The sequence below is a fragment of the Porphyromonas endodontalis genome, from assembly GCF_052173515.1.
Classification (GTDB): domain Bacteria; phylum Bacteroidota; class Bacteroidia; order Bacteroidales; family Porphyromonadaceae; genus Porphyromonas; species Porphyromonas endodontalis_A.
Window position 1 is genome coordinate 34,909 of the sequence record NZ_JBQMYL010000008.1, and the last position, 26,901, is coordinate 61,809.

A 26,901-nucleotide genomic window follows, 5' to 3' on the forward strand; every position below is an offset into this window, starting at 1 on the left:
TCATTTTGCTTTGATATGCTCCGAAATAGGCACTTTTGCAGTGAGCAAGCGTGTTAAGACAACTGGAAAATACATTTGATGGGGCGAGATACCCCATTGAATAACCTCATTCATTTGCTCACATTTGCCCACAAACCATCAGAGACCGCACGCCGTGGTCACGCTAAATGGTAATCATTTATGAGCAAACAATCAGACATATCCAGGCCATCCTCCCGAAAGGGTTCGATAAGAGCTTGATACGTTTTCCCCTGCGGGTGGTTGCGACAGTATTGCACTCGCGAGATGCGATAAGTATTCTCTGTCGAGTGCTCGATCAGGAAGCGATTGAGAAGTATCTCACTACGATAGACATAGTACCAACCATCATCGAGGTAAATACCATAACGAGCCTCCCATCCTGTATCATGAGATAGGCAAATGCGTTGGTATTCCTCTGGCCTCAAGAGGCGATCCACAAAGATATTGGGAAGGTCAAACCACAGCCAGCGCTCTACATTCGTCAGTGCCCTATTCTTGGGAAAGAAAACCCGATCAAGGTCTTTATGTGAACTGATCAAGGCAAATTCATCCCGATATGATCGCCCCAATTCTTCGGGAATAGACACCTCAAAACGGATGTCATTATTAAAGCTATACTTCCGCTTAATAAACCCATATTCACAGCTGTACATTGCCTCTGCAATAGCCCCGGTTAGGGCAGCTAGGAGGTGTTTGTCACCATAGGGGCATCTCATCGCATTGTGAAGAGCGGAGGTAAAATCCCAACTCTTCTTGAAGCATTCCCAAGCATGACAGGCATAGCCAAGAGGGCTTTCTGGGTCGAGGAGACTCCAGTCTTTGAGATAATGAACACCTTGTATAGCTTCGTGCTTTGTCGCTCCCTGCCGCAAACGATAGATAACCTCGGCCAACTGCGAGAAGTAATGCTCCTCCTTATTTCCGTGAAACTTTCTCGAAAAGGCGACAATCCGCTCTCTGTCCACACCATTCCGATCAAATGCGTTGCACCACCCTCCGACAAGAGGGATAACAAGGAGCATCACCCGTTTTACTCTCTCGGGGATAGGCGTATGATATCCAGCTTGCAGCCAATCTCTGAAGGTGGGAGGTAGAGGGCCGACGTTAGCTTTCTGAAAAACGCCTCCGATATGTTTGTAAAGAGCCTCCCACTCAAAGTCAGAAGGCCAACGAAGCATAGGCTCTGCAAGGCCAAGCACAGCAAGCCCGACCTCCGAGATTTGGGCATCAGGCGCAATGAGTCTTCGATAAAAAAGAGCTGGGTCACGCTCCCAAGTCCACGCAGCTAAATCCCCTATAATTGCTCCTAACATAATCCGATTGCCATCTTCAACTCAAAGGTACTTCATTCTATATTCTACCCACCCAACCGCATGCTTTTCCCCTTAAATATCTGCAAGAGGAGATTCAAGAGGCTGAATGGCGTGGCTCATCTAGGGTTGGAGGAATAATCATCGAATAGAAACGATGCTAAAGTCTCCGAAACCTCTATCTAAAGAAATGAATTAGTTACCTCTGTCATAAGCTTTTCGAGTTCTTCTTTGATCTTAGAAGGATCAAAAGTGTCAAATTCGACCTCCTTGACGACCTCCTCTTTTTGGTCTTTAGAGCAACCAAACACCTCAAGCAACTTTGGATAAGCTGAGAGGTCCGTATTGTTGTCCGTATCCTTCAGATTGATCCTCAGTATTCCAGTAGAGCTACTGTTGCTCTTCGAGAGGAACCGTATATCGAGTTTGATATTCTTGTATTGAAGAACTATACAATTGAGTTCATATTTGGAAGCATCCCAGTACCAAACAGTCCACCCATCATGCTTAAGAAGCTTTTGATTCCATCCTCTATTTTCATACCCTCCCTCGAAGCTCTTGAGAATATAAGCATTGCGCCGAGAAATGAAAGCTGTATGTCTTCCGGTGCTACCTGAGGTAAAGATTTGCCAGTCGTTGGCTTCCCAAATTATATCACAAGCTCTAGAATCATTCGTGAAAGAGAGTAAGTAATCATCTTTGGCAAATTCGCTATATTCCTCCTTTAGGTCAATATGCTCATTAATATATCTTTCCAAAAGGCCCAGGAGCTCATCGCAACCTTTATTGACACTCAAAGCGTCCTCTTTTAGGAGATAGTCAAGAAAGGCTTTTATCTGAGAACAATCTTGACTTAGGAACATCTTCCACTCACTCCAGAGCCAACCAAATGTTCTGTATGCCCCTCGTGCAATGGGTTCATAGGATTTCAAACAAACTATTATGCAACGACGCAGTGTTTGAGTAAGGTTCTCATGTTCGACCTCTCCTGAGAACAATCTATCAAGAAGTTCAGTGTATTGTCGGAAGAGATCGAAATCAAATTCTCCATTATGGCTAGCCCATTCGATAATTGGCAAGATCTCGCCATCCCATAGATCTTGTGCTTGGAGACTCCAAAATAGCTCCTCAACTTCCTCACGGCAGTCAGAGTCTCTAAAAATCTCTAGCTTCCGTATTTCTTCTTTAGAAAGTATCCTAAACTCATCTTTAACGTTGGCTAAGGAGGTAATATCGGAGTCTGCGATTTGCTCAACAAGGTCAAGAGTCTCGGAGACTAGATCGTTTACCGACTTCTGGACATCGTCAATACGGATTAAGTTTTTGAAGAAGTTATATACTCTGAGACATTGTCTCTCTTGAATGGCACCCCCTTGATTGTAGACAAAGCGTAGCAAAGGGAGCAAGACGAAACATTCTTTCTGCTCAATCTTTTTGTTTTTAGGAGATAGTAGGTCTTCTTCGAAATTGTAAACATTCCTGTTTTCACCAATAATCAACTTAAGAGCTTGCCAGTACTTGTATATTGTATCAAATGAAATATCATCATAGGGGAACTTGTATATTTCTTCCCCTTTCAGAATCTTTTTCGCCAACTTGCGTGGCCCCCCTGGTTCATTATGACTAGTTCTTTGTGATGCGCCTCCCACCGTATATTCAATAATAGAGATCCATCGCAAGAATTCTGAGAATCCCACATCTGCAGTGTCATTAGGAGCCCTGCGATTGCGCCAAAACCAAGTCTCAATTCTCTCCCACTTTGTAGCAAGATCTTCTTCTTTCTTATTGATTTCAGAATTAATAACCAAGGGTTTTAGGTTCTCAGTCGCCGACAGAGGCTCCCCCGTAGTGTTGATAACAACAAAAGTCTCTTCTCCATTAGATCTGGTCTCCATATCGAAATACATGAATGTGAGTCCATGAAGTAGCCAATTCCCAAAGTCTTCACACCAAGCATCTTCTTCCTCCTTTAGTATCGACTCTATCGACTCCAGTGCAAGAAGCATAGATCCAATACTCGGATCGTAGTCATAGTCTCTGAAGTACCATTCCGCATCTCTAATGCATCTCACTGCATCCGAGTTTTCGATAAAGAATCGACAGACAAGACCGCTTAAGAAGTAGAGAGATGATTCTCGAATAGCATACTGAAGATAGGGCTCTCTATCGTCTAGGCTATACTCATAGTCGGATATGAGATACTGACGGAACTTGCCAACACATTTATTGAGCATCCCCAAGAGAAGATAGAGTGTAGTAAGACGTTGCTGACCATCACAGAGTTGAATATGATTAGCCGGCATCTCATAGCCATAAAAGAGCCCTAGGTTAAGTGTAAAATACCTATCGTTATTCCTAAACTGACTTATAAGAGCTTGAATAAAATCTCGGACTAATTCCCCTTTAATCGAATCTGTTTTTGGATTCCGTACACCTCCCCAACAATAGTCGCGCTGTAGGTCTGGAATGATAATTCTACGATTGCCGGAGAAGAGCTCTGCTAGGGTATAGGTCTCCCCTGTAACAAAGTTGATTTTATTCCTGTACATGATTGACCGATATGTATCTTTCATAGGTTTTGTCAAATTCTTTTAGTACTTGCAACTTGTTTTGAGCGATATCTGATCCCTTCCATTCAGAGTTGGCAAATTTGTAAATACTATGCAGTAGATGTCTACTCTTGAAGACCTCTTTCATCTTTTTATTATTGGGTTTCTTGAAGAAGAGGGCCTTCTTTTCTTCAAACGAACTATTACTGAAAGATGAATTGTCATCCTTATAGAGTAGAACTAAGTTCCCTATGGAGTGCTCGCTTGCCGTAACCCCATCGTATACACAGTCCTCTCTTCGGATGTATGAATCATCAATATCGGAGTTAGTTAGCTCTTTGTTATTACCATTCAATAATTGTTCTCTATCAACATCCTTATAGGTGTGATAGACTTTAGATTTAGGATAAATATGCTCTAGAGATCGTCCACGACTATCCGTTCTGTCCCAAATAGAGAAGTCAAAATTCCTTCCCCATCCATCTTCTTGAAGATTGTCCTCGTCTATATTCAGTCTAAGAAGGAGCTGAAATGCCACCTCTGGATTAGTGAGATAGAGATAGTTGTCCTCTAGTTCTTCTCTCCTTTTTTGATACTTATTACGGATTGCTTCCTCATTATTCTCTATAATCTCCTTATGTGTCACATCTAGGAAAACTAAGAAATAATACCTCTCCAACTCGTCCTGCCGAGGCTTCTCTCCTAAAAAGTACCATTTTATAAACTCTTTCTTATCTTCCTTTTCTCTTATCCTAAGGATTGCCCCAATACAGTTATAGGTTCTAGGAGTATTGAAGGCGTCTTCGAAACGCTTCTGAAGTCTTCGTAACCTATCAAAAGTATCCTTGGCTTCTTTTGGATGCTGTCTTTTTAGGAACCCTTCGCAGAACCCTTCGAATGATAAATCTTTAAAGCCCATAGACTGATGCAGAGTTAATACGAGAAGCCCCATAACGTTATGCACCATGTATAAATTCTGAACCTCCTTTTTATTCCACCATTGGAGCCATTTGTCCCACTCTCGAGCATAGCGACTTCGCAGCATATTGCACTCCCACTCCCGAGAAAGATGCTCATCGGATCCGGTATTAGGGTCTGGAGAACTAAGAGATGCCAAGCGAAGTAATTCTGCTTTAATAAGCTCTTCCGGTTTCATCTCAGCTCTATTCCCATTCATCATTGAGAATACTATCGTGGCCCTTTCTTTCGGAATATCAATGTAAAGGAATTTGACGTTATCAAGGATATAGTCAAGGAAGAGTCCAGGATCCTGGACTTCTTTGATCCTGGACTTAATGATATACAGAGATTTCTTGAAGAAATAAATGTCTTGATACTCCTCAGTATCCTCAGGTAGAGTATTGAAGTCTCCCAAAAGTTCACTGCTCTGAAGAAACTTCTGAGACTCTTCGCGAACTTCGTAGTTGATAACAAAATGATCTTGATAACCTAGACTTTTCAATAGAAGATAGAAGAAAGTCGTGCGTTGCTGTCCATCTACTAGTACAATAGACTCCTCCATTTCAGAAACAGTAACACCTTGAATAAATATGGAACTTTGCCTCTCCACAAATCCTTTAAGAAGGGATTGCATCATGTAGGTTGCCGAATCTGTCTGGTTATTGGAGCTTGTTTTCCCCCAAACATAGCCTCGCTGATAATAGGGGATAATAAAGTTTTTGTGCTTGTTGAGGTACTCTCTCAGGGTTATTGTTGTATTCATTGGCAACACCTTATTTATTGCTCTGTATCACTTCTTTATTTTATATCTATCAATGTCTGCTATAAAAAGGACGATTTCTCTCTCCTACATATTCCCAACTGAGTTTCAATTTTTCAGATCTTCGCATACCTAAGGAAGGGGGGAAGTGGGTTTTAGGGTTGCTGGTCAGGGGGGACTTCAGTGCCGTCACTTAAGAAGAGACGCCCACTAGCCTCATCTGTAATGACAATATCAAACGAATACCCTTTCCCTTCCGCCCAACTCCATCTAAAACCACCCTTTCGGAACCCGGTAAGCTGCTTCCCTTGCCTATTGAAGAAGGCACGTTCCTCCCCTTTGGATACGGAGAAGCCTGCGCCATTAAAGTTTGCATGACAACAGTCAATAGGGAAAGGGGTGAGACTCTCCCCCGTAGTTGGGTCTAAAACATACAGTTCCTTACCTTTAGCGGCTAAAACCCAATTCTTTGGTCTATTTAGGGAAAGGATTTTATAGTCCGGATACTTCTGCTCCAGGGTCGCCACCAATGCATGACACTCACTGAAAAGATCATGGTACTTTCGGTGATAGTCCAGAACTTGCTCCATTCTCCCCTTGAAGATAGAGAGGTCGAACTCATGAACTTGGGCATCCTCTATACTGTCTCCATAGGCACACCACTTTTCAAAACTGGCATTAGGATCTTCATCGAGGAGGGAATTCCACGAATGATACTCATCGCAAATCCAACCCTCGGAGAATCCAAAGATCCGTGCAACATCAAAGGCATCCTCTCTTGGCCACGAGCGAATATGCCCATTGATATCCACCGAATAGGGCCAAAAGTAAGTGCTATAGCGAGACATAATCCATATATCCCAGTATCCTTGTCTAAGCAAACAAGTAGCATGAATGAGGGGGAGTTCAAAACTATACTCCAGCAAATCCTCCGGGTCCTCCGAAGAAGTGCGGAACCTTCCCCAATCAGGAGAGTCTGAATTATGGATACAGATGTTCTCAACAAACGTCTCTCTCCCCCCAAAGTACTCTGCAATCTCTTCGATCTTTTTATAGAATACTTTCGTGGCAAGGGCATTATCCCAGATGTCATAGCATTCATTGGGAAGGATTAAGCTAAGATTTACACTCATAACTTTAACTATCTAACGCCTACAAAGGGATCTTCTATACTCGGATATATCATTTTGGAAAAAGAAGGCCTCCGATTTGTACAACTCCCGTAATAGCTCCATGCAAGAAAGGTATCAAGAATTTCACATAGTATCCAAAGAGGAGGATCTGTTTATCATAGGATGTCGCATACAATCGTTTTATTCCTCTGGAAGGATGTCCGTTAGCTTGTCTCCATGTATAGCCTTGTAACCATCATAATGCTCACCTTTCTTTTTATAGGAACACAAGTATCTTCCATCGTCACAAATCGAATGAATACGTACCCTCTCGTTAAGTTCGGTAGAGAACAAAATTTCTCCATCCAAGTATATCCTTTCACCTCTAGCATTAGAATACTCTCCGAGACGGTGTATCAACTTCAGCTTTTCATAATCCGTTCGCATGAAGCGTAGGTCCTTTGCCATTTGAAAGAATTTTACAACCATTAGGAGTTGTACAATGAATATCGCAAGTGCGATAGAGATGTAGATAAGCAGCATAGTATTATTAATCCTTTATTTATTATTCTTCATTTCAATTATCGAGAGAAGGCGATCTATCTGCTCCTGAGCCTTGGTTACAAGTTTTCTCTGCTCACCTATCTCTGCTATTGCTCTCTCGAGGAGGTTCGCCTCATAAATCCAGCTCTCCTTATTATTCGTTGTGTTGCCTTGATAATTCAGATCTCCATCTCCTATTTGTACATTAGAGGAGCTCCCCATCATATCGCCTTCACCAAATAGCAACCAATTCCGAGAAACATCAGGGAAGGCTTGTAGAATGTTTTCAGCCTTATCGGCACCCATCGTCTCTCCAATTCTACTCACATAACCATTCGCAACGTGCATAATTCTCTCAAGCGCTCTTACTGAGATTCTTTTTTCTTGTGCTAGCTGTTTTAGTCTATTACTCAAGTTACTCACGACCAATCCAATCATCTTATTAAAGAAAAATCACACTACAAAAGAATTCACTCTGATGTTAAATCATCTTACCCCTAGAATACAAAGTTTTAGCAAGACAAAGGTACAAAATAGCTGGCAACCAAAGGGTTTAAGATAAACTTCCATTTACACTTTTCCTTTCTTATCCCCAGATATTCCCCAAAGTGTAGGGTTAATAGGGCTAGGGGGTATTGGGCACAGGCAGAAAATCGGGGGTGGAGAGGGGCTCCGTTGCGGGGCATGGTGGCTGGGGCGTTGCGCGAACGGCGAATTTCTGGCGACTCTAAAGGTTCGGATAATTTCGGGCTAAAACGAAAAACTTTTCAGGCAAAATGTCCATCCCTTATCAGCCAAGAAATAAAAAATTTTTAGCCAACACGCTAGATAAAAATAGGCTAAAAGAGAAAAAGAAATCAGTGAATAGAGGATGTCAGCTCTAGCAAGCCCTAATAACAGATTGACTTAGGGGAGAAAAGTTCATAGCAGGAAGAGAATCAAAGGGAGGCTTCGGAGGCTTAAATCACCCCCTTCTTGCATCGTTAATATCAGAGAGGGAAAGGACAGGATGATGAGTAGAAATAGATATTTTCTCCAGAGATAATCACCCCTCCAACAGCTCACCCCCAAAAAACAAAAGCACCCCGAGGCAAGATATTTTACCTCGAGGTGTCTCTATAAAAATAGAAGTTTTCTTCAATCGCCTTGGTAGCGGACTACACGACTTTTGGGGTTCCTCAAATCAATTCGTAGCTGCGAAAGGCAACGAAACAACTTTTACTTAAGATCAAGATTAGCACCCGGCTTAAAGTGTACTACCTTGCGAGCAGCAATCTTGATAGTTTCTCCTGTGCGAGGATTCTTTCCTTCACGGGCCTTTCTCTGAGAAACAGAGAATGTACCAAAGCCCACGAGAGGAAGTCTATCCCCCTTTTCCATCGTTTCCTTTACAACTTCAGTAAAAGCGTTGACAGCTCTTTGAGCATCAGCCTTAGTAAGGCCAGCCTTTTCTGCAACAGCAGCGATAAATTCAGTCTTGTTCATTGTCTTCGTATTAATCTTATTCTGTATTTCAACCTTTATCTCCCCTACCTCTTTGGCTAAATTACCCTGTACAAAAGAGAGTTACAGAGTCCTTCAGTCCAAAAGAAGAGAAGACTACTCTCGCCCCCAAAAGTACTAATAAATATGATTCACACTACCTTTTCCATGGAAATATTTGTCTAAAAACAGCAATTTGCCCCTAAATAGACTTTTACAATCCCCAAAGAAGGGATTTTCTAGGACTAAAAAGGTAGAAGGGGAAGGATATCAGCAAGAGAAGATATAGAAGCATCCACTCGATGATAGTCGTGCTGTTTCTTAAACCACGTCATCTGTTTTCTTGCATATATACGTGTATTGCGCTGTATTTTATGGACAGCTTCGTCGAGGGAAATTAGTCCATCGAAATAACAGAACAGCTCTTTATAACCGATTGTGTTTAGAGCATTTAAGGCTCGATGAGGATAGACGGCTCGAGCTTCGTCTAGCCAACCCTGTGCGATCATCTGCTCAGTTCGGGTATTGATTCGGTTATATAACTCTTCCCGAGGAGAGGTTAGTTCAAAGGGAATAATGGTAAAAGGACGTTCTTTGCATGTGTTGGTACGGAAAGAGGATAAGGGTTGGCCCGTAGTGCGAAAGACCTCCAATCCATGAATTACCCGCTTGGGGTTGCAGCGGTCTACTATGTGGTAATAGTCGGGATCTACGAGAGCGAGCTCCCGGAGCATCCCCTCCAAGCCCTCTGCAGCGTAGCGTTCGTTGAGTTCTTCTCTAATGGTTCCATCTACATCCGGCATATTGTCTATCCCCTGAGTAATGGCACTAATGTAGAGCATCGACCCACCCACCAACAGGACGATGGGATGCGCCTTGAGAAGGTCTTGAATAAGGGGAATAACTTCACTCTCGTAGCGTGCCGCATTGTAGGGATCATGTATCGTCGCATTCCCCACCATATAGTGTGGGATAGCAGCCCGCTCTTCCATAGAGGGAGCTGCGGTACCGATAGGTAACTCCCGATAGATCTGCCGAGAGTCTACAGATACAATAGGAGCGGAAAAGTGATGGGCTAGAGCAAGAGAGAGGCGCGTCTTACCGACGCCCGTAGGGCCCGCCAAAAGCAGGACGTGCCCCCTCTTTGTAGAAGTATCAGTAGTCCGGATTATCACTATAGAAATCGCTATCGTCGAAAGAGGCGTCTTCACCAAAATCCTCTACGTCCTCATCTAGAGAGAAATCTTCGAAAGAGGGCTCATCCAGAGAGTTTTCGAAGAGAAGGGCATCCATCTCCGCTTCGGATAGGATAGGCGTAGGGGCATTTCCCTTGCTCTTCACAACCTTAGCCTCCTCTTCGCATGAGGGAGAAGTCCCCACATACTTGACAAAGAAACAACGCTCCGTAAGAGTATCAAAGATATAGACAAGCTGCCGGTCTTCCTGATTTATTACCTCACCGAGTGATGTAGTCTGCATGCTACTCGGCTCCTCTTCGGAGGTCGAATCGTTGGTAATCTCTTGCAGCACGTTGTAATCCTCGTCACACAGCATAAAGGAGGTAAAGAGGTTGGAGGGATAGTCCACAGCCTGCAAGATAAGCTGATGAAGATCAAACAAAGTTGCCGATTCGGGGATCTCTAGAAGGCGCTCGAAGTCCTCTATTTCGGGAGATAGGAGAAGTAGTTTAAAAGCCATCTCTACTATTAATTGCGACGAATTCGAATAAGATTCATAAACTCTTCTCGGGTGCTAGCCTCTTCAAAAGCTCCCGTAAAGTCACTCGTTGTGGTAAGCGAATTTTGCTTCTCTACCCCTCGCATTTGCATACACATATGCTGTGCTTCTATGACCACGATGGTACCAAGCGGATTGAGAGTGGCTTGTATGCAATCTTTTATTTGCGTAGTAAGGCGCTCCTGCACCTGCAAACGACGTGCAAACACATCCACTACACGAGGGATCTTACTGAGTCCCGTTATATATTTATTGGGGATATAACCAACGTGAGCCTTGCCAAAGAAAGGCAGCATATGATGCTCACACATGGAAAAGAAATCAATATCTTTTACAATTACCATCTGCCGATATTCTTCACGAAACATGGCAGAGCGCAATAGCTCCTCGGGGTCTTCTCTATATCCTTTGGTAAGGAATCTGAGAGACTTTGCTACCCGTTCGGGTGTTTTAATCAAACCTTCTCGGTCGGGATCTTCGCCGATCAACTCAAGGATACGACGCTGAAGATTTTTCATCTCAGCCATCTCTTCTGGAGAGAGCTGAGGGTCGAATGTAGATTGTCTATTCACTAGTTTGATACTCTAATATTGTCTCGTACAATGTATAGCTCCGGAGCAATGGCAGGTATAGCTCGCTTAAGATCTTGCATAGCCTTCTGAGCCTCTTCTCTTGTTCTGAAGTCGCCTACCGATAACCTCCAAAAGGGTGACTTATAGGTTACATAGCAGCCCAATGCAGGATTGGCAGCATTTACAACCTTAGCTCGGCGGTAAGCCTCGTCTTTTGATTTTGCAAGGTTGCCCGTATAGGCTTGTATGCGGAATCCCTGCTGAGTGTGGACTCCGCTCCTCTCACCCTCGGAGTGGCGGGCTTGCTTTTGATGCACAAGGCCGACTTGGTTTTTAATGTCTTCGGGCTGAGTAATATCAATTGTTCCCTGCCCTTCACGTTGGGCAGAAAGAGCCTCAAAAATACCGTTAGCACCATGGCTCAAAGATTCCTTTTCTGTCTGAGCATATCCTTGGAGACAAGATGCTAAGGAGACGAATAGCACTAGCGCCATACCCCTCAAAAGGGTACGGCAACCAGTTATATTTGAGATCGAATAACGAACCATCTTACATTGTATTAATTGAGAAAAATCGACTCTTCCCGTCCTACTACTATAGAGAGAGGAGACCCTGTATTATTTATCAAAAGCTCGGATGATGGGGAGGAAAGTATCAGCGGCAAGGGCAGCACCACCAATCAAACCGCCATCTACGTCGGGGTTGGCAAAAAGTTCTTTTGCATTAGAAGCCTTACAGCTACCACCGTAGAGGATTGAGCAATTATCGGCTACCTCTTGACCATACTTCGAGGCAACAAAAGCCCGGATACGAGCGTGCATCTCCTGAGCTTGTTCGGGAGTTGCCGTACGACCGGTACCGATAGCCCAAACGGGTTCGTAAGCAAGGATTAACTTAGAGAAGTCCTCTGATGCGAGATGGAATAGAGCTTCTTTGATCTGATTTTCAACCACATCAAAATGGCGATCTGCATCCCGATCCTCAAGCTGTTCCCCAATACAGAAGATGGGTGTAAGCCCTTCTGCAAGAGCCAAATTAACCTTTGTTGCGAGAGTTTCGCTATCCTCGTGGTAGTAAGCACGACGCTCAGAGTGGCCTATAATTACGTAACGAACACCACTAGCCGATAGCATGGGGGCAGCTACCTCTCCCGTATAAGCTCCACTTGTATGATCGGCACAATTTTGAGCGCCTATACCTATTATGGATTGGTCTACACGCTCAACCATAGGTACAAGATGCAAGAAGGGAGGAGCAACAATAACACGACAATTCGGACGCTGTTCCTTCAGCTCCTTTTGGAGAGATTCTACTAGTTCGAGACCTTCGGCAACGCTCTTATTCATTTTCCAATTGCCTGCTACAATTTTTGTTCTCATAATGGTGTTGTACGTATTTTAGGTAAAACAATATTCTTTGCTATGCAGAGGGAGGGATAGGCAGCGTGCGAGACTTGGTAATCTCACGACGCGTAGAAGTAATGATCAAGGAGATAAGGGTATATAAAAACCAAATAATCAAAAGAAGGGAACGCAGTAAGTACCCCTCGTGACGTACCCCTTGTGTATATGTATTCTCGAGCAATGCACCCATTTCTTCCCTACTACTCGGGAGGTCGTGTCCATTCATCTTTCGATAGATCACACCATCCTTTATAAAGATGATAGAGGGCGCCCCTCGTGCCATTGTTTTGATGGTTGTGGCATCGAGGAATAGGCACTCATAAGAAGCTCCGGTGCTCTCTCTCCAATCCCTTTCTTCTTCAAGCGTAGAGCTAGAGAGAGCATACAACGTAGCAGAACGCTCCTCAACGGCTTCCTGTAAGAGGTTTAGTTCCTGCCCCAACGACCTGGGAACTTTCTCCCAATTAGGAGTGGTAATAAAGACAAGTTCTCCCTCACCGGCAAGTACATCGTTCGTGACATCTTCAGTCCCGGAGAAGAGAATAAAGTCCGTGATAGGAGGTGTATAGCCTTTGGATATAAGCTTGTCGTGCCTATCTACATAGCTCCAAGAGCTATCGGGGAGATTGTCCATATCAAACGTTTTTTGCACCCCATCCTTTTCGTAGATAAACTCATAGGCGTACTCATCTTGAGGAGCATCCTCGGGCACAAGCACTAAGGAGCGAAGATTTTCTCCCACCTTATAGGGGCGGAAGTCAAGCATCGGGAGGTGCCTATAATTAGCAAAAGTAAAAACCAGAATACCCAATAAGGCAAACAAACTAGGGATCCATACCGCCTTGTATGTAAAGGCTCCGGATATCTGTTTCGAACCCAAAAGGAAGACAAGAGCCGCAGAGAAGAGGACTACATTCTTCTCAAAGGTTTGCCAGTTCGTTAGCTTAAAAGCATCCCCAAAACAGCCGCAATCTGCTACCGGATTGTAGAGGGCAAGGTAGAGTGTAAGCAGCGTCATAAAGCCCATAAGCAACACTGTTCCCCATGCCGTAAGTTTGCGCCACACCCCCATAAGAAGCAATGCCCCCAACATGAATTCGAGGGTAGAGAGAGCAATAGCAACAGGCATTGCAAAGGAGGCCATAAAGGGCATTTGGAAGGAGGTAAAATACTCTCCCACCTTGATACCCGCCCCCACAGGATCTATTGCCTTTACCACGCCCGAAAAAAGGAAGGTAAGGGAGAGAAGGTATCTTGCGACCTCTATCAGAATATGTTTTGCAGCTGATTTCATTCTACCATGAGCCTTATGAGGGCGAAGATAGCATAATTTACTATATCCATGTAGTTTGCCTCAATACCTTCGGATACGAGCGTAGCTCCATTATTATCCTCAATCTGTTTGGTACGGAGTACCTTAGACAAAATCATATCGGTAAAAGAGGTCGTACGCATGGAACGCCAGGCCTCTCCATAATCATGGTTTTTGTCCATCATGAGACGGAAAGTGCGCTGGGCAACTGCATCGTAGAGGCGCAAAGCATCTTCTACCTCGAGATCAACGCTATCAGCTTCTCCCAGCTCTAATTGTATCTGTCCCATAATAGCGTAATTGACAAGCCCGATAAACTCAGGAATAATCCCCTCGTCTACCCTAGCCTCTCCCGTTCTCTCAATGCTACGGATACGCATTACCTTGATGTATAATTGATCCGTAAGCGACTCGTGACGGAGGATACGCCATGCCACTCCATAGTCTTGCAACTTTTTACTGTAGAGTGTACGGCATACGTTAAGCACCTCTTGGTACTGACGAGTGGTAAGGTCTACATCTTGTATCATAACTAGGAATGGTCGTATGGTTTAGGACAAAATCATTTCTGTTTCTTCCCCTTAGGCAATAAAGCAAAGTCTAGGACTTGGCGTATATCATCCACATAGTGGAATGTTATTCCCTTGGTGTATATTTCGTTAATCTCGTCGATATCCTTTTTATTTTCCGACGAGAGTACAATATCGGTAATGCCGGCACGCTTAGCGGCGAGGATCTTTTCCTTCACACCACCCACGGGCAATACCTTTCCACGTAGGGTAATCTCCCCGGTCATGGCAATACGCTCCCGTACAAGACGCTGAGTAAATGCCGAAACAATAGAGGTGACCATCGTGATACCAGCCGAGGGACCATCTTTGGGGATTGCCCCTTCGGGCACGTGGATATGCAACTCATTGCTGGCAAATAGCTCCGGGTCAATATCCAACTCCGCAGCATGCGCCCGTGTGTAGTTAAGGGCTATAATGGCAGACTCCTTCATTACATCGCCAAGATTTCCCGTAAGAGTGGGACGACTATCCTTCCCCTTATGCAAACTCGACTCTATAAAAAGAATCTCTCCACCCACACGCGTCCATGCAAGCCCGGTTACCACACCAACATACTTATTACCTTGGTACATATCGCGAGAAAAAGGTGCAGGACCGAGGTACTCTTTGAGTTCACTCTCTTTGATAGAGACATTGTAAGGCTCCTCTGCAACTACCTTTTTTGCAATTTTACGCATGGCAGCGGCAAGTTGCTTCTCAAGCGCACGCACACCACTCTCACGGGTATATTGCTCGATGATCTTCTCTAGAAGGCGATTACTAAACTTAGCTTGCGTCTTCTTCAATCCATGCTCCTCTAGTTGGTGAGGTACAAGGTGTCGCTTAGCAATCTCTATCTTCTCTTCGGTAATATATCCGGATAGTTCTAGCAATTCCATTCTATCCAAGAGAGGGCGAGAGATAGTGCTAAGGGTATTTGCCGTAGCTATAAACAAGACATTGCTGAGGTCGAAGTCTAGGTCAATATAGTTGTCGTGGAATGTATTGTTCTGCTCGGGGTCTAACACCTCTAGGAGGGCAGCTGAGGGATCTCCCTTGTAATCGCTGCTAACCTTATCTATCTCGTCAAGCACGATCACCGGATTCGCAGTTCCTGCCTTCTTGACGGCTTGAATAATACGCCCCGGCATAGCCCCTATATAGGTACGTCTGTGGCCTCGTATCTCAGCCTCGTCGTGTACCCCACCAAGGGAGATACGTACATATTTCCTCCCCAAACTCTCGGCAATACTCTTACCTAAAGAGGTTTTCCCTACTCCGGGAGGGCCCCAGAGACAAAGGATGGGAGACTTCATATTTTTCTTTAGACGAAGCACAGCCAAATGCTCTATGATGCGCTCCTTTATTTTCTCAAGACCAAAGTGATCTCGGTCTAGTATCTTTTGCGCCTGGGCAAGGTCGAAATGATCTTCGGAGTACTCGTTCCAAGGGAGCTCCAGCAACGTCTGTAAGTATTGGTACTGAACGGCGTAGTCGGGGCTCTGCGGATTATAGTTATCGAGTTTGCGCAGCTCCTTTGCAAAAACTTGAGCCGTCTCCTCGCTCCACTTCTTATCTTTTGCCGCCTCTATCAGCTCGTAGAAGGGAGAGTCCATAGCATCTCCACCCCCCAATTCTTGCTGCATGGCACTAATCTGCTGCTGCAAGAAGAAATCCTTTTGGTTGCGATCTATAGCCTTGCGAGCCGTTCTACGAATGTCTTCTCGAATAGAAAGGAACTGACTCTCCTTGTCGAGAATCTCAAAGATACGCTCCCCCCTTGCCTTGATAGACCTTAGCTCGAGTAGCTCCTGCTTAACGTAGGGAGTGAGCGATGAGCTCTGAACGGCAAAATTGATGATGAACTGCAGATCATTGCTATCCTTTAGGTTTTTGAAAATTTCCTTGGATAGGTTATCGAATGCCTTAGATACATTCTTTTGTGAAGCGACAAGGATATTATCTACAAGCCCCATCAGATAGACATTCTCCCTTTCATTGCTAGAAGCAAGTGCCTCTTGGTAACTATTTACCTCTGCAAAGGAGAAGGGCGATTGGCTATTTATCGTATGGATACGTACTCGTCTCAAACCCAAAACTATGGTTTGAGTACTATCTTCGTCCATGGCAATGACGCGCACAAGACGGCATAGCACGCCCACTTTGTAGCAAAACTTGTCGTATTCGTGCTCTTCGTGCCCCTTTACATCGGGGGTAGTAGCGGTTGCGATAAAGTAACCATCGCCATCATGCAGGTGCTTAAGCAAAGCCTGCTCGCGTGGAGTGGAAAACTCCATCGGCATAGTCACGTGTGGAAACATCACGGCCCCACGCAATGGAAGAAAGGGTAAAGGCTCTGAAAGGACCTTGATATTGTGGGCATCTTCCAAAAACTCTTCCATGATTTGGTACGGGAGAGGGAATGGAATCGTTATTGTTGATAAAAAGTCGAAATAGCTCGACCAGTGCAGAAGGTTATCTTCTTTTTTCATGCTTTGTCAGTACAATCTCTATCTCTATAATAGGATGTAATAAATAATCGTTTGTCTCTTTTGTAAGGGGAATGCGCCACTGTAGAATACCTCTAAAAGGAGGGGCAGAGGATAAAACCCTAGGTCTGTATCTACAAAAACATTCTCTAAAATGATTTGTTCACCGGATACTCTAAAGCCCTACCACCCATTATAGTGAATGCAATCTTCGGGCTTCTTTCTCTTCTTAGGACGCTTGGAGTCTAGAGAGTACCCTACGGAGATATCAAAGAGCACCTTTTTAGTCTTTGGGATACCCAATACCTTTGCCACCTTGCGCCCATTAAGCCACCCCACAATACAAGACCCAAGCCCCTCAGCCTCTACGGCGAGCACTAAGTGCGCAATGAGAATGCCAAGGTCGTAGGGCACATAATTGATGTCGCGAAAAGTCTTCCCCATTGTCGCGGCTAAGGCTCCGGGTCTATCGCCTATGATCAGGATATGAACAGGAGCTTGGAGTAGGAATTTATTCTGACCCAACATACCCGAACGCGCCGCCGAAGCTACCTTCTGAGACAAGTCCGGAGTATCTACTACCACAATCTGCCAAGGTTGCTGATTGGTAGCTGAGGGGGCAAGAAGAGCATTCTCTACAATACGCTGTAACACCTCTCGAGGGATAGTGCGCGTCGTATCGTAGTGCCGGTCGCTCTGCCTTGAGCGAAATAGATCATAAAGCGCCTGAGCATCCATGTAGAGACTCGCCTTTAGTCAAAGTTTTTTAGCTTGGCAAGATACTTACCAATGATGTCGAACTCAAGATTTACCACACTCCCCTTTTCTATACGACAGAAGTTGGTATGCTCGAGAGTATAGGGAATAATAGCGACTTCGAAACTCGTATCGGTGGAGTTACATACAGTCAGGCTCACACCATTGACGCACACAGACCCCTTTTCTACCGTAGTGTATCCCTTACGAGCCATCTCTTTGGGGACGCTATACTCGAAGCAGAAGTAATGGCTACCATTGGCTTCGCGGCGGTCGACACAGCGTGCCGTACAATCTACATGCCCCTGCACGATATGCCCATCGAGGCGGCTATCCAGCAACATGCTACGCTCTACATTCACGAGGTCACCCTCATGCAAAAGACCTAAGTTTGAGCGATCCAACGTTTCTCGGATAGCTGTTACCGTATAATCATTCCCCTCAAGGGCAACTACCGTGAGACAAACTCCGTTATGCGCTACACTCTGATCGATAGTCAGAGCCTCCTTAAAAGGAGAAGTGAGTGTAAGGTGGATATTGTCTCCATCTTGACGAATATTTTTGACCTGGGCAGTGCCCTCTACGATTCCTGAAAACATACGATTAGTCTCTATATAATCTACTTATTCAGGTACAAAGGTAACGAATCTAGCGCAATGCCATCCGGATTCACTTTAACAAAGAAGCTCCCATCCCGAGGATAAGCACGCACAACGCCTCTTTACTTACGCTCCTCCCTTGAGAGAAGCCCCCTACCCAAAAATCCTCTTATCCGAGAGGCGGGCAAATCTCAGGCCTATTTTTTCTCAGAAATCAGCCAGTTTTCCCTCCACTTTCTGCCTAAAACTTTTTGAAAAATCAGCCTGTTTTACACCTCTATTCTGCCCAAGAAAAAGAAAAATTCCAGCCAACGATTTTCCGCGCTCTACACGCAGGCTGTAAAGTGTACAGAGATAGAGGGGGGCTCCCGAGGTCATCCTCTCCCCCTTTGCCGGCTGATAACGAAACAGATCCTGCCCACAAAGAGAATGGAGGGTTGCTGGGTATTCGTTACCTTTGTGACTAGAATTGTAATATACTTAAGCGAAAGAAATAAAATGGAACACCCTTTTTACCTCTACAATACACTCTCACGCAAGAAGGAACAATTTATCCCGGTGGCTGCTCCCCATGTAGGCATGTACGTTTGCGGCCCTACGGTGTACGGAGATGCACACCTCGGTCATGCTCGCCCTGCCATTACCTTTGATATACTATACCGCTACCTAACGCACCTTGGCTACAAAGTGCGCTATGTACGCAACATCACAGACGTAGGGCACCTCGAAGCCGATGCCGACGATGGCGAAGATAAAGTGGCAAAAAAAGCCCGCCTGGAGCAACTCGAGCCTATGGAGGTAGTGCAATTTTACCTTACTCGCTACCGCCATGCCATGGAGGCTCTCAATGTGCTCCCCCCAAGCATCGAACCAATGGCAAGTGGGCATATCATCGAACAAATCCGATTGGTAGAGGAGATCCTCAAAGCCGGATATGCCTACGAGAGCAAAGGCTCTGTCTACTTCGATGTGGAAAAGTTTAACCGAGAAAAAGGGTACGGAAAGCTCAGCGGACGTAACATTGAAGACATGCTCTCCAACACCCGCACGCTAGATGGGCAAGACGAAAAGCGTAACCCCTTGGATTTTGCGCTCTGGAAGTGTGCCAAACCAGAGCACCTAATGCACTGGCCTAGCCCTTGGAGCGAAGGATTCCCCGGCTGGCACTGCGAATGCACCGCCATGGGGCGTAAGTACCTAGGAGACCTATTTGACATACACGGGGGAGGGATGGATCTCGTATTCCCTCACCACGAGTGCGAGATAGCCCAAGCCGAAGCCGCTATGGGGCACGAGCTGGTACGCTACTGGATGCACAATAATATGATCACCATTGAGGGTAAAAAGATGGGCAAAAGCTATGGCAACTTTATCACGCTCGACGAGTTTTTTGCCGGTAGTCACCCCAAGCTTACAGAGGCTTATTCGCCCATGACCATTCGCTTCTTTATCCTAGGGGCACACTACAGAGGAACGGTAGACTTTAGCAACGAAGCTCTACAAGCAGCTCGCAAGGGGCTGACGCGTTTACTTGATGCCAATACCCACCTCGACAAACTCACCCCCGGGGCAACAAGCACTTTTGACCCCAAGGAAATCGAGAAGTCAGCTCAGGAGGCGATGAACGACGACCTAAATACCCCCATTGTGATAGCAACCCTCTTCGAAGCAGCTACCAAGATCAACCGCCTACGCAACGGAGAAGAGAGCCTGACCCAAGACGATCTTGCCGAACTTAAGCGCGTATTCCGCCTCTACCTCTTCGATATACTCGGGATGCAAGATGAGCGCGAATCCACCTCTTCGGGGGCAGAAGCCTACAAGGGTGCTATGGACCTCTTGATGGAAATCCGCAAGACAGCCAAAGACAGTAAGGACTGGGCAACAAGCGATAAGATACGCGACCGCCTTGCCGAACTAGGGTTCATCGTAAAAGACACCAAACAGGGGGCTGAGTGGTCTCTCGGAGAGTAAATATCCCCTCCTCGGACTAGAAACAACATACGCAAGAGGTGCTATGGAGGATTTTTTACTCTCGATAGTTGTACCGGTCTACAATCGCCCCGACGAGATTGAGGAGCTACTATCCTCTCTCGTTGGGCAGAACCCCTTCTGTTATGAAGTTATTATTGTGGAAGATGGATCGGCTATTCCTTGTAAGGAGGTGGTAGAGCGTTACGAGGGAGCATTCCCCATTCAATATATTGCCATCCCCAACGGAGGGCCTTCCAATGCCCGCAATGTGGGAAGCTCTCAAGCCCAAGGGCGTTACCTCGTAATACTAGACTCAGATGTCGTCCTCCCCCCGGATTACATCAAAAACGTTGTAGCGGCTATCAATTACTACGATGATATAGGCAAGCCTTTGGATGCCTTCGGGGGGCCCGATGCAGCGCACGAGCATTTCTCCAACGTACAAAAAGCCATCAATTACTCGATGACGAGTTTCCTAACAACCGGAGGGATACGAGGGGGAAAACGCCGAGTAAGTCACTACTTTCCTCGGAGCTTTAATCTTGGTTGTAGGCGAGCTCTCTACCAAGAGGTACACGGCTTCGATACCGGCATGCGCTTTGGCGAGGATCTCGACTTTAGTATGCGACTCCATGAGCGCGGAGCCCATGTACGTCTAGTAGAAGATGCCAAGGTGTACCACAAGCGGCGTGTGGACTTTCGCAAGTTCTTCCGCCAGGTATTCAATAGCGGCATAGCACGTATTCACCTAAGCAAGAGGCATCCCAATAGCCTTAGGTTGATCCATCTGCTCCCTTCAATAGCGACCCTGGGGATTGTTGCCCTGTTGTTTTTGGGGCTTATCCTCCTACCCTTGTTGGGAGCTTGGGCTACTCTTGCCTGGCTACCCATCCTGTTACTTGCTCTACTCTTCTTTGTAGACGCCCTTCTCAAGACCCATTCTTTCACCATCGCCCTACTTGCCATCAGGGCTTCGTTTACTCAGGTAATTGGCTACGGCTCGGGGCTTCTCATTGCAGCTTGGCGTTGCGTTGTGCTCCGCCGCCCCGAATTCTCTGCCTTCAATCAAACATTTTACAAATAAACTATGGCTCTCTCTCTACCCCATTGGCTTCGCAAAGCCCTCCCCTACATAGGCATTATACTGCTTTTTGCTGCCATTACCTTTGTCTATTTCGCCCCTGCCAATCTAGAGGGAAGAGGGCTTTTCCAACAAGACATTGCAGGAGCCTCGGGCACCGCTCAAGACGTACGAGACTTTGAGGCCGCCACCGGAGAGCATTCCTATTGGACCAATAGTCTCTTTGGGGGGATGCCTATGTACCAAATAGCCCCCTCGTACCCCTCCACACGCCCATGGATGAATCTAGAGAAACTATACGGTTTGAGGGCTTTCTTGGGTAGCTTGGGATGGCTCCTCTTTGCCCTAATGGTCGGGTTTTTCATCTTCCTAAAATCGTTGCGAGTTCGCAACCTCCTTGCCGCCATTGGAGGGATAATGTGGGCCTTCTCCAGTTACTTTGTAATCCTAATTGCCGCCGGGCATATCTGGAAGCTCACCGCCCTAGCCTATATCCCTCCCACCATCGCAGGCCTTGTTTGGATATACAGAGGCAAGTGGCTCTCAGGGGGTGTTACGATGGCTTTCTTTACGGCGATGCAAATCCTCGCCAACCACGTGCAAATGACCTATTACTTCCTGTTCGTTATGGCAGCACTGGTCATAGCATGGGGTGTAGAGGCCATACGCACGAAAAAGATGGCTCATTTTGCCAAGTCTACTGCCGTAGCTCTTATTGCCGGACTAGTAGGTGTGGCTATCAACGCAACCAACCTATACCATACTTATAGGTATGCCAAACAGACGATGCGTGGGGGTAGCGAATTGACCATCCCCGACCCCACGGCTCCGCAAGGCACATCGTCGCAAGCTAATCCAGAAGGTTTGGAACGAGAGTACATCACGCAATGGAGCTATGGCATAGGAGAGACGATGACCCTACTCGTGCCCAACGTGCGAGGAGGAGCCTCCGAGGCTATCGGCAGCAAACCTGCAAGACTATCCGAGGTAAGACCGGAATATCGGGAGGTAATAGCCGGAGCATCTTCCTACTGGGGTGAGCAACCTTTCACCTCCGGGCCCGTGTACGTAGGAGCCTTCGTGCTTTGCCTTTTCCTCTTAGGGTGTTTTATCGTAAAAGGCCCCGTCAAATGGGCTCTCCTTGCAACTACCCTCCTCTCCATTCTCCTCTCGTGGGGCAAAAACTTTCTGGGATTGACCGATCTTTTCATCGACTACTTCCCCTTGTACAACAACTTCCGCGCGGTCTCCTCTATACTGGTCATTGCGGAGTTTACCATTCCCACACTTGCCATTCTTGCCCTAGTAGAAGTAATTCGCGCCCCTCAAGAGGTCATAAAGAATCGCCTCGCCCTTGGCATCTCTCTAGGAATACCTCTCGTTATTTGCCTCGTCTACGCGTTAGCCCCCGGCCTACTGGTTAGCTTCTTGACCCATGCCGAGCAGGAGCAACTATCCGCTCTCGTTTTGCAAAATCCCGAGTATGTAGGGCTTCGAGACGCCCTTGTGTCGGTACGCAAGTCTATGCTGCAAGCTGATGCTTGGAGGTCTCTTCTCTTTATCGTGCTATCGGGAGGTACCCTCCTTGTCTACTGCCGAGGGAAACTCAAAGCACTCCCTGCATTTGCCCTCATAGGTGTACTCTCCCTTGTGGACTTGTGGATGGTAGACAAACGCTACCTCAACGACGGAATGTTTCGCCCCCAAAGGGAGGTTAGTGCCATGGCTGCCCCCAAGACGCCTGCAGATGAGACAATCCTAGCGGACAAGACCCCCGGATTCCGAGTTTGGAACCAATCTGTCAATACCTTCAACGATGCGACAACCAGCCGATGGCACCACAGCATTGGAGGGTATCATGCCGCTAAACTTCAGCGTTATCAAGACCTGATAACGCACCAATTAACGCCCCAGAGAGAGGGGCAATACGATGCCTCTGCCATCAACATAGAGGTAGTAAACATGCTCAATACACGCTACGTGATACAACCTACTCCGCAGGGGCAGCCACAGGCGATACTCAACCCCAATGCGTATGGAGCGGCTTGGTTTGCACAAAAGGTAGAGATCGTGCCTGATGCCAATAGCGAGATGCAAGCACTCCGCAAGGTAGACCTTCGCACTACGGCGGTGGTAGATGAGCGGTTTGCTAGCGACGTTTTGCGCGCGCTCCCGGCACAGCCAACAGATAGCATGGCCTCTATATCGATTGTTAGTTATACCCCAAAAGAGATTGTTTATAAGACTCAAAACAAGGGAACGGCCCTTGCTGTCTGCTCCGAAATCTACTATCCCGAGGGGTGGCATGCCACAATCGATGATAAAGAAACAGAGATCCTACGGGCGGACTATGTATTGCGCGCAGTCATTGTCCCCAGCGGAGAGCATACTCTGCGCTTCACCTTCTCGCCTAGGAGTATCTCAACACTCGAAGCCATTGCTTGGTCGGCAAGCATACTTCTTTTACTCATGGCTTTACTCTCGATTGTGCTCCCTATTGTCCGCCGTAAGAGAGCAGAGTCTACCCCTTCTTCCCTTCAATCCTAAATAGAAATAACCCCTATAATCGCTCTAAAAATGATCCGTTGTCAATCTTTTTTCCACCTTGCAGTTGGACTTTCTTCCGTAGTCCTTATTTCGTCATGTGCCGCCAAACTCAAACCTCTAGCCTCAGAGCATATTACCGCAGACCCACGCCCTCTAGAGCTAGTGGGCTCTGAGGTTCCCGCTTCCTTCACAATCAATATCCCCTCTAAGTGGATGAATAAGAATGCCCAGGTGAGCTTCGTGCCCGTACTGCGCTACAAAGGGGGGGAAACCTGGGGAGCAACCTATACCATACAGGGCGAGAATGTACGAGATAATAACTCCGTCGTCCCTTACGAAGCCGGTGGTACTACCCACTTCTCCACTCGCTTTGCCTACACTCCTCGCATGCAAGAGAGTGACCTCTATCTCTCTTTTAGAGCTACGATAAAGGGCAAACAGGTAACACTACCCGACGTAAAAGTAGGAGAGGGAGTACTCTCTACGGTAACGCTTGCCGGGCTATCGGGCTGTACTCCTGTAATTGCCCCCGATGCCTTCCAAAGGATAATCAAAGATCGCTACGATGCCGATATTCTCTTCTTAATACAGCAGGCCAACGTACGCTCCTCTGAGCTAAAAAAGCAGGAAGTAAGCGACCTACGAGAGCTCATCGAGAATGCACACGAAGCACCCAATCAGCGTGTATCTGTAGAGGTACAAGCCTATGCTTCCCCCGATGGTGGGCTCGCGCTTAACGAAAAACTATCAGCTCAGCGCGAGAAAAACACCTCCGAGGCTTTGCATCGTGCCTTAGCTCGTGACATCCAAATAGCGGCACACTATACCGCCGAAGACTGGGAGGGATTCCGCACCTTTGTAGAACAAAGCAACATTCAGGACAAAGACCTTATCCTCCGCGTCCTCTCTATGTACACCGACCCCGAGGAACGTGAGCGCGAAATCCGCAACATCAGTCTCGTATTTAGTCAGCTCGCCCAAGATATTTTGCCCAAACTGCGTCGCTCTCGTGTATCGGCTCTTGTAGAAACCATCGGCAAGAGCGACTTGGAGATTGCCGAGCTAGCTCAGAACGCTCCCCAAAAACTGACTATCGAAGAGCTACTCTACGCCGCTGCCATAGCCAAAACCGACAAAGAAAAACAGCAGATCTACCAAAAGGCTACCGGGCTATACCCCAAAGATGCACGAGCCTACAACAATATAGCCGCCCTACAAATCTTGCAAGGGAAGACAAGTGAAGCTAAGGCCTGGCTAGAGCGGAGCAGATCGGTAAACGACACCCCCGAGGCTCGCCTCAATCTCGCTCTTCTTGCCCTAGAAGAGGGTAAGACATCGGAGGCCGAAGAGCTTATCGGACAATCGTTGCAAAGCGACAACGGCGAAGTACTCGCTCTACTCTACCTCAAGCAAGGGAAGTACGAACAAGCTCTCAAGGCGTTTGGCTCTACCAAAAGCAACAACGCTGCCATTGCGCAATTGCTCAATCGCCGGTACGATAGTGCTATGGAAACCCTAAACAACGTAGTACGCACCAATGCCACAACAGACTATCTGAAGGCCATTGTTGCCGCACGGATGCAAGACGACCGCAGTGCTATCAACTTCCTCTCAGAGGCTATCAGAAGGGATCCCTCTCTACGCTCTCGAGCCATCTTAGACAAAGAGTTTGCGTCGCTTGCCAATAACGAAAGATTTGTTCAGCTCCTCAAATGAAAAATCCCATCACGTTGGTAGTCATCGACCCTCAAGTCGATTTCGTAAGTGGGTCACTTGCCGTCTCTAGTGCCCATGAGGCAATGAGCTATCTTGCCCAATGGGGGCTGGAGCACATTGAGGAGATAGAGAGTGTTGTTTTCACGAGCGACCAACACCCTTTTGACCATTGTAGTTTTACGTCTCAAGGCGGAGTTTGGCCCTCCCACTGCGTGCGTTATACCGAGGGAGCTGCCATCACACCGGAGCTACTCCCTCTGGTGCACGAAGTGTATCGGCGTCATATCCCTTTCTGCATGGTAGAGAAAGCGACAACGCCGGAGCGCGATAGCTATAGCGCATTCCCCGAGTCCGTTCCCCCTGCTATCGAAAGGGCACAAGAGATTGTCCTTGCCGGTATCGCAGGGAATTATTGTGTTTTACAGAGTTTGCAAGATCTCATTCGTCACGGTTATACTTCACGTATTACACTTCTCTCCGCTGGTATCGCGCATATTGACGACGGCACCACCCTACGGCAATTCATTGCCACACAACCTCGACTCCGTACTTGTTAGATCTCCATAAAAATCATGAGACAGACTATTTATCGAGTAGATGCTATGGATTGCCCCTGTGAGGAGCAGTTAATCCGCATGAAACTGGCCGGTATAGAGGGAATCCACTTGATGCAATTTGATCTTGAGAAGCGAGAGGTAACCCTCTACCACGAAACCGAAGAGGGGCGTATCACCACAGCACTGGATACCCTCCGGCTGGGGAGTCATCTCCTATCTTCAACAGAATCAACCACCATACCTAACACCATGGTCCCCCATGAGGCTGCTTGCAGTTGCTCTTGTGTGGAGGGGAATGAAACGAAGGAAAAAACGGAACGAAGAGCTCTTTGGTTCGTTCTGATCATTAACTTCGGGTGCTTCCTTCTCGAAAGCATTACGGGATATATCGGAGAATCCATGGGCTTGCTGGCTGATGGTATGGATATGCTTGCCGATAGCGTTGTCTACACGCTAGCCCTTCTTGCCGTGGGAACATCCGCACAAAGGCAAAGGCGGGTAGCAGGTATTGCCGGAGGCATACAACTCATACTGGCCCTTTGGGGGATCTATGAAGTTACCATGCGAGTTATCCATTTTAGTGGAATCCCCTCTATGTGGCTGATGATTGGCATTTCACTCATAGCTCTCACGGGCAATACGGTTTCACTCCTCATCCTAAATCATTCTAATCGCAAGAGTGCTCATATGGAAGCCTCTCGGATCTTTACCTCTGCCGACATACTTGTGAATATCGGTGTCATAGCCTCTGCCGTATGCGTTACTCTCACGCACTCTCCCTACCCTGATCTGATTATCGGGATACTCATATTCTTACTTGTGCTACGCTCAGCATGGCGCATCTTCCGTCTTGCTTGTTAGAACCGTTGG

22 protein-coding genes are annotated in these 26,901 nt (G+C 46.7%); 6 read left to right on the forward strand and 16 right to left on the reverse strand.

Annotation, left to right across the window (positions count from 1 at the left end; genetic code table 11):
- Nucleotides 1-158: 158 nt before the first annotated feature.
- The 16 genes from ACTTHR_RS05240 to ACTTHR_RS05315 all read right to left on the reverse strand — a co-directional run bounded on the left by ACTTHR_RS05240 (nt 159) and on the right by ACTTHR_RS05315 (nt 18,156).
- Nucleotides 159-1,334 (reverse strand): ADP-ribosylglycohydrolase family protein, encoded by a 1,176-nt coding sequence (locus ACTTHR_RS05240; protein WP_442605438.1) that lies wholly within the window; start codon nt 1,332-1,334, stop codon nt 159-161.
- 179 nt (nt 1,335-1,513) lie between these two features.
- Complete coding sequence (locus ACTTHR_RS05245; protein WP_442605439.1) at nt 1,514-3,904, reverse strand: DUF262 domain-containing protein; 2,391 nt, start codon at nt 3,902-3,904, stop codon at nt 1,514-1,516.
- Nucleotides 3,867-5,603: a DUF262 domain-containing protein gene (locus tag ACTTHR_RS05250; protein ID WP_442605440.1), complete on the reverse strand. Its 1,737-nt coding sequence runs from the start codon at nt 5,601-5,603 to the stop codon at nt 3,867-3,869. The genes ACTTHR_RS05245 and ACTTHR_RS05250 overlap by 38 nt, the downstream gene beginning before the upstream one ends.
- Before the next feature lie 152 nt (nt 5,604-5,755).
- The gene (locus tag ACTTHR_RS05255; protein ID WP_442605441.1) at nt 5,756-6,733 is read right to left on the reverse strand and encodes a hypothetical protein; all 978 of its coding nucleotides are present in this window, start codon (nt 6,731-6,733) and stop codon (nt 5,756-5,758) included.
- Between the two features lie 537 nt (nt 6,734-7,270).
- Nucleotides 7,271-7,603, reverse strand: coding sequence for a hypothetical protein (locus tag ACTTHR_RS05260; protein WP_377457850.1), 333 nt, complete (start codon nt 7,601-7,603; stop codon nt 7,271-7,273).
- 870 nt (nt 7,604-8,473) lie between these two features.
- A complete protein-coding gene (locus tag ACTTHR_RS05265; protein ID WP_262501044.1) occupies nt 8,474-8,755 on the reverse strand; it encodes an HU family DNA-binding protein in 282 nt (93 codons plus the stop codon).
- Nucleotides 8,756-8,982: 227 nt separating this feature from the next.
- Nucleotides 8,983-9,861 carry a tRNA (adenosine(37)-N6)-dimethylallyltransferase MiaA gene (gene miaA, locus ACTTHR_RS05270; RefSeq protein WP_442605442.1) on the reverse strand — a complete coding sequence of 293 codons (879 nt, stop codon included), beginning with the start codon at nt 9,859-9,861 and terminating at the stop codon, nt 8,983-8,985.
- 31 nt (nt 9,862-9,892) lie between these two features.
- A complete protein-coding gene (locus ACTTHR_RS05275; protein ID WP_442605443.1) occupies nt 9,893-10,435 on the reverse strand; it encodes an IS1096 element passenger TnpR family protein in 543 nt (180 codons plus the stop codon).
- Nucleotides 10,436-10,443: 8 nt separating this feature from the next.
- Nucleotides 10,444-11,001, reverse strand: coding sequence for a GTP cyclohydrolase I FolE (gene folE, locus ACTTHR_RS05280; protein ID WP_304286098.1), 558 nt, complete (start codon nt 10,999-11,001; stop codon nt 10,444-10,446).
- Between the two features lie 44 nt (nt 11,002-11,045).
- A complete protein-coding gene (locus tag ACTTHR_RS05285; protein ID WP_311552342.1) occupies nt 11,046-11,540 on the reverse strand; it encodes an SPOR domain-containing protein in 495 nt (164 codons plus the stop codon).
- A gap of 123 nt (nt 11,541-11,663) precedes the next feature.
- The gene (gene tpiA / locus ACTTHR_RS05290) at nt 11,664-12,425 is read right to left on the reverse strand and encodes a triose-phosphate isomerase (protein ID WP_442605444.1); all 762 of its coding nucleotides are present in this window, start codon (nt 12,423-12,425) and stop codon (nt 11,664-11,666) included.
- 40 nt (nt 12,426-12,465) lie between these two features.
- The gene (locus ACTTHR_RS05295) at nt 12,466-13,743 is read right to left on the reverse strand and encodes a BT_3928 family protein (RefSeq protein ID WP_442605445.1); all 1,278 of its coding nucleotides are present in this window, start codon (nt 13,741-13,743) and stop codon (nt 12,466-12,468) included.
- Nucleotides 13,740-14,291 carry a DUF1599 domain-containing protein gene (locus tag ACTTHR_RS05300; RefSeq protein ID WP_004334604.1) on the reverse strand — a complete coding sequence of 184 codons (552 nt, stop codon included), beginning with the start codon at nt 14,289-14,291 and terminating at the stop codon, nt 13,740-13,742. Before ACTTHR_RS05300 ends, ACTTHR_RS05295 begins: the two co-directional genes overlap by 4 nt.
- Before the next feature lie 32 nt (nt 14,292-14,323).
- Complete coding sequence (gene lon / locus ACTTHR_RS05305; protein ID WP_442605446.1) at nt 14,324-16,804, reverse strand: endopeptidase La; 2,481 nt, start codon at nt 16,802-16,804, stop codon at nt 14,324-14,326.
- 180 nt (nt 16,805-16,984) lie between these two features.
- A complete protein-coding gene (locus tag ACTTHR_RS05310) occupies nt 16,985-17,539 on the reverse strand; it encodes a nitroreductase family protein (protein ID WP_004334458.1) in 555 nt (184 codons plus the stop codon).
- Between the two features lie 14 nt (nt 17,540-17,553).
- A complete protein-coding gene (locus tag ACTTHR_RS05315; protein WP_442605447.1) occupies nt 17,554-18,156 on the reverse strand; it encodes a riboflavin synthase in 603 nt (200 codons plus the stop codon).
- 498 nt (nt 18,157-18,654) lie between these two features.
- Between ACTTHR_RS05315 and cysS the strand changes: the two genes are divergently transcribed.
- Genes cysS through ACTTHR_RS05345 form a run of 6 tightly spaced genes read left to right on the forward strand, consistent with a single transcriptional unit; the run spans nt 18,655 to nt 26,892 of the window.
- Nucleotides 18,655-20,130: a cysteine--tRNA ligase gene (cysS, locus tag ACTTHR_RS05320; protein WP_442605448.1), complete on the forward strand. Its 1,476-nt coding sequence runs from the start codon at nt 18,655-18,657 to the stop codon at nt 20,128-20,130.
- A gap of 43 nt (nt 20,131-20,173) precedes the next feature.
- Nucleotides 20,174-21,214: a glycosyltransferase gene (locus ACTTHR_RS05325; protein ID WP_442605449.1), complete on the forward strand. Its 1,041-nt coding sequence runs from the start codon at nt 20,174-20,176 to the stop codon at nt 21,212-21,214.
- Between the two features lie 3 nt (nt 21,215-21,217).
- Nucleotides 21,218-23,758 (forward strand): YfhO family protein, encoded by a 2,541-nt coding sequence (locus tag ACTTHR_RS05330; RefSeq protein ID WP_442605450.1) that lies wholly within the window; start codon nt 21,218-21,220, stop codon nt 23,756-23,758.
- 30 nt (nt 23,759-23,788) lie between these two features.
- Nucleotides 23,789-25,474: a tetratricopeptide repeat protein gene (locus tag ACTTHR_RS05335; protein WP_442605451.1), complete on the forward strand. Its 1,686-nt coding sequence runs from the start codon at nt 23,789-23,791 to the stop codon at nt 25,472-25,474.
- Nucleotides 25,471-26,031 carry an isochorismatase family protein gene (locus ACTTHR_RS05340; protein ID WP_004334525.1) on the forward strand — a complete coding sequence of 187 codons (561 nt, stop codon included), beginning with the start codon at nt 25,471-25,473 and terminating at the stop codon, nt 26,029-26,031. The genes ACTTHR_RS05335 and ACTTHR_RS05340 overlap by 4 nt, the downstream gene beginning before the upstream one ends.
- Nucleotides 26,032-26,046: 15 nt before the next feature.
- A complete protein-coding gene (locus ACTTHR_RS05345) occupies nt 26,047-26,892 on the forward strand; it encodes a cation transporter (protein ID WP_442605452.1) in 846 nt (281 codons plus the stop codon).
- Nucleotides 26,893-26,901: the final 9 nt, after the last annotated feature.

Excerpts from the sequence above, each read along its gene's own strand:
- ACTTHR_RS05255 (WP_442605441.1), bottom strand. The coding sequence starts at position 6,733 with ATGAGTGTAAATCTTAGCTTAATCCTTCCCAATGAATGCTATGACATC.
- ACTTHR_RS05250 (WP_442605440.1), bottom strand. The coding sequence starts at position 5,603 with ATGAATACAACAATAACCCTGAGAGAGTACCTCAACAAGCACAAAAAC.
- ACTTHR_RS05330 (WP_442605450.1), top strand. The coding sequence starts at position 21,218 with ATGGCTCTCTCTCTACCCCATTGGCTTCGCAAAGCCCTCCCCTACATA.
- ACTTHR_RS05300 (WP_004334604.1), bottom strand. The coding sequence starts at position 14,291 with ATGATACAAGATGTAGACCTTACCACTCGTCAGTACCAAGAGGTGCTT.
- tpiA (WP_442605444.1), bottom strand. The coding sequence starts at position 12,425 with ATGAGAACAAAAATTGTAGCAGGCAATTGGAAAATGAATAAGAGCGTT.
- ACTTHR_RS05315 (WP_442605447.1), bottom strand. The coding sequence starts at position 18,156 with ATGTTTTCAGGAATCGTAGAGGGCACTGCCCAGGTCAAAAATATTCGT.
- ACTTHR_RS05345 (WP_442605452.1), top strand. The coding sequence starts at position 26,047 with ATGAGACAGACTATTTATCGAGTAGATGCTATGGATTGCCCCTGTGAG.
- ACTTHR_RS05275 (WP_442605443.1), bottom strand. The coding sequence starts at position 10,435 with ATGGCTTTTAAACTACTTCTCCTATCTCCCGAAATAGAGGACTTCGAG.
- ACTTHR_RS05240 (WP_442605438.1), bottom strand. The coding sequence starts at position 1,334 with ATGTTAGGAGCAATTATAGGGGATTTAGCTGCGTGGACTTGGGAGCGT.
- ACTTHR_RS05245 (WP_442605439.1), bottom strand. The coding sequence starts at position 3,904 with ATGAAAGATACATATCGGTCAATCATGTACAGGAATAAAATCAACTTT.
- ACTTHR_RS05335 (WP_442605451.1), top strand. The coding sequence starts at position 23,789 with ATGATCCGTTGTCAATCTTTTTTCCACCTTGCAGTTGGACTTTCTTCC.
- ACTTHR_RS05340 (WP_004334525.1), top strand. The coding sequence starts at position 25,471 with ATGAAAAATCCCATCACGTTGGTAGTCATCGACCCTCAAGTCGATTTC.
- ACTTHR_RS05285 (WP_311552342.1), bottom strand. The coding sequence starts at position 11,540 with ATGGCGCTAGTGCTATTCGTCTCCTTAGCATCTTGTCTCCAAGGATAT.
- ACTTHR_RS05295 (WP_442605445.1), bottom strand. The coding sequence starts at position 13,743 with ATGAAATCAGCTGCAAAACATATTCTGATAGAGGTCGCAAGATACCTT.
- folE (WP_304286098.1), bottom strand. The coding sequence starts at position 11,001 with ATGGCTGAGATGAAAAATCTTCAGCGTCGTATCCTTGAGTTGATCGGC.
- ACTTHR_RS05260 (WP_377457850.1), bottom strand. The coding sequence starts at position 7,603 with ATGCACGTTGCGAATGGTTATGTGAGTAGAATTGGAGAGACGATGGGT.
- ACTTHR_RS05310 (WP_004334458.1), bottom strand. The coding sequence starts at position 17,539 with ATGGATGCTCAGGCGCTTTATGATCTATTTCGCTCAAGGCAGAGCGAC.
- cysS (WP_442605448.1), top strand. The coding sequence starts at position 18,655 with ATGGAACACCCTTTTTACCTCTACAATACACTCTCACGCAAGAAGGAA.
- ACTTHR_RS05325 (WP_442605449.1), top strand. The coding sequence starts at position 20,174 with ATGGAGGATTTTTTACTCTCGATAGTTGTACCGGTCTACAATCGCCCC.
- lon (WP_442605446.1), bottom strand. The coding sequence starts at position 16,804 with ATGAAAAAAGAAGATAACCTTCTGCACTGGTCGAGCTATTTCGACTTT.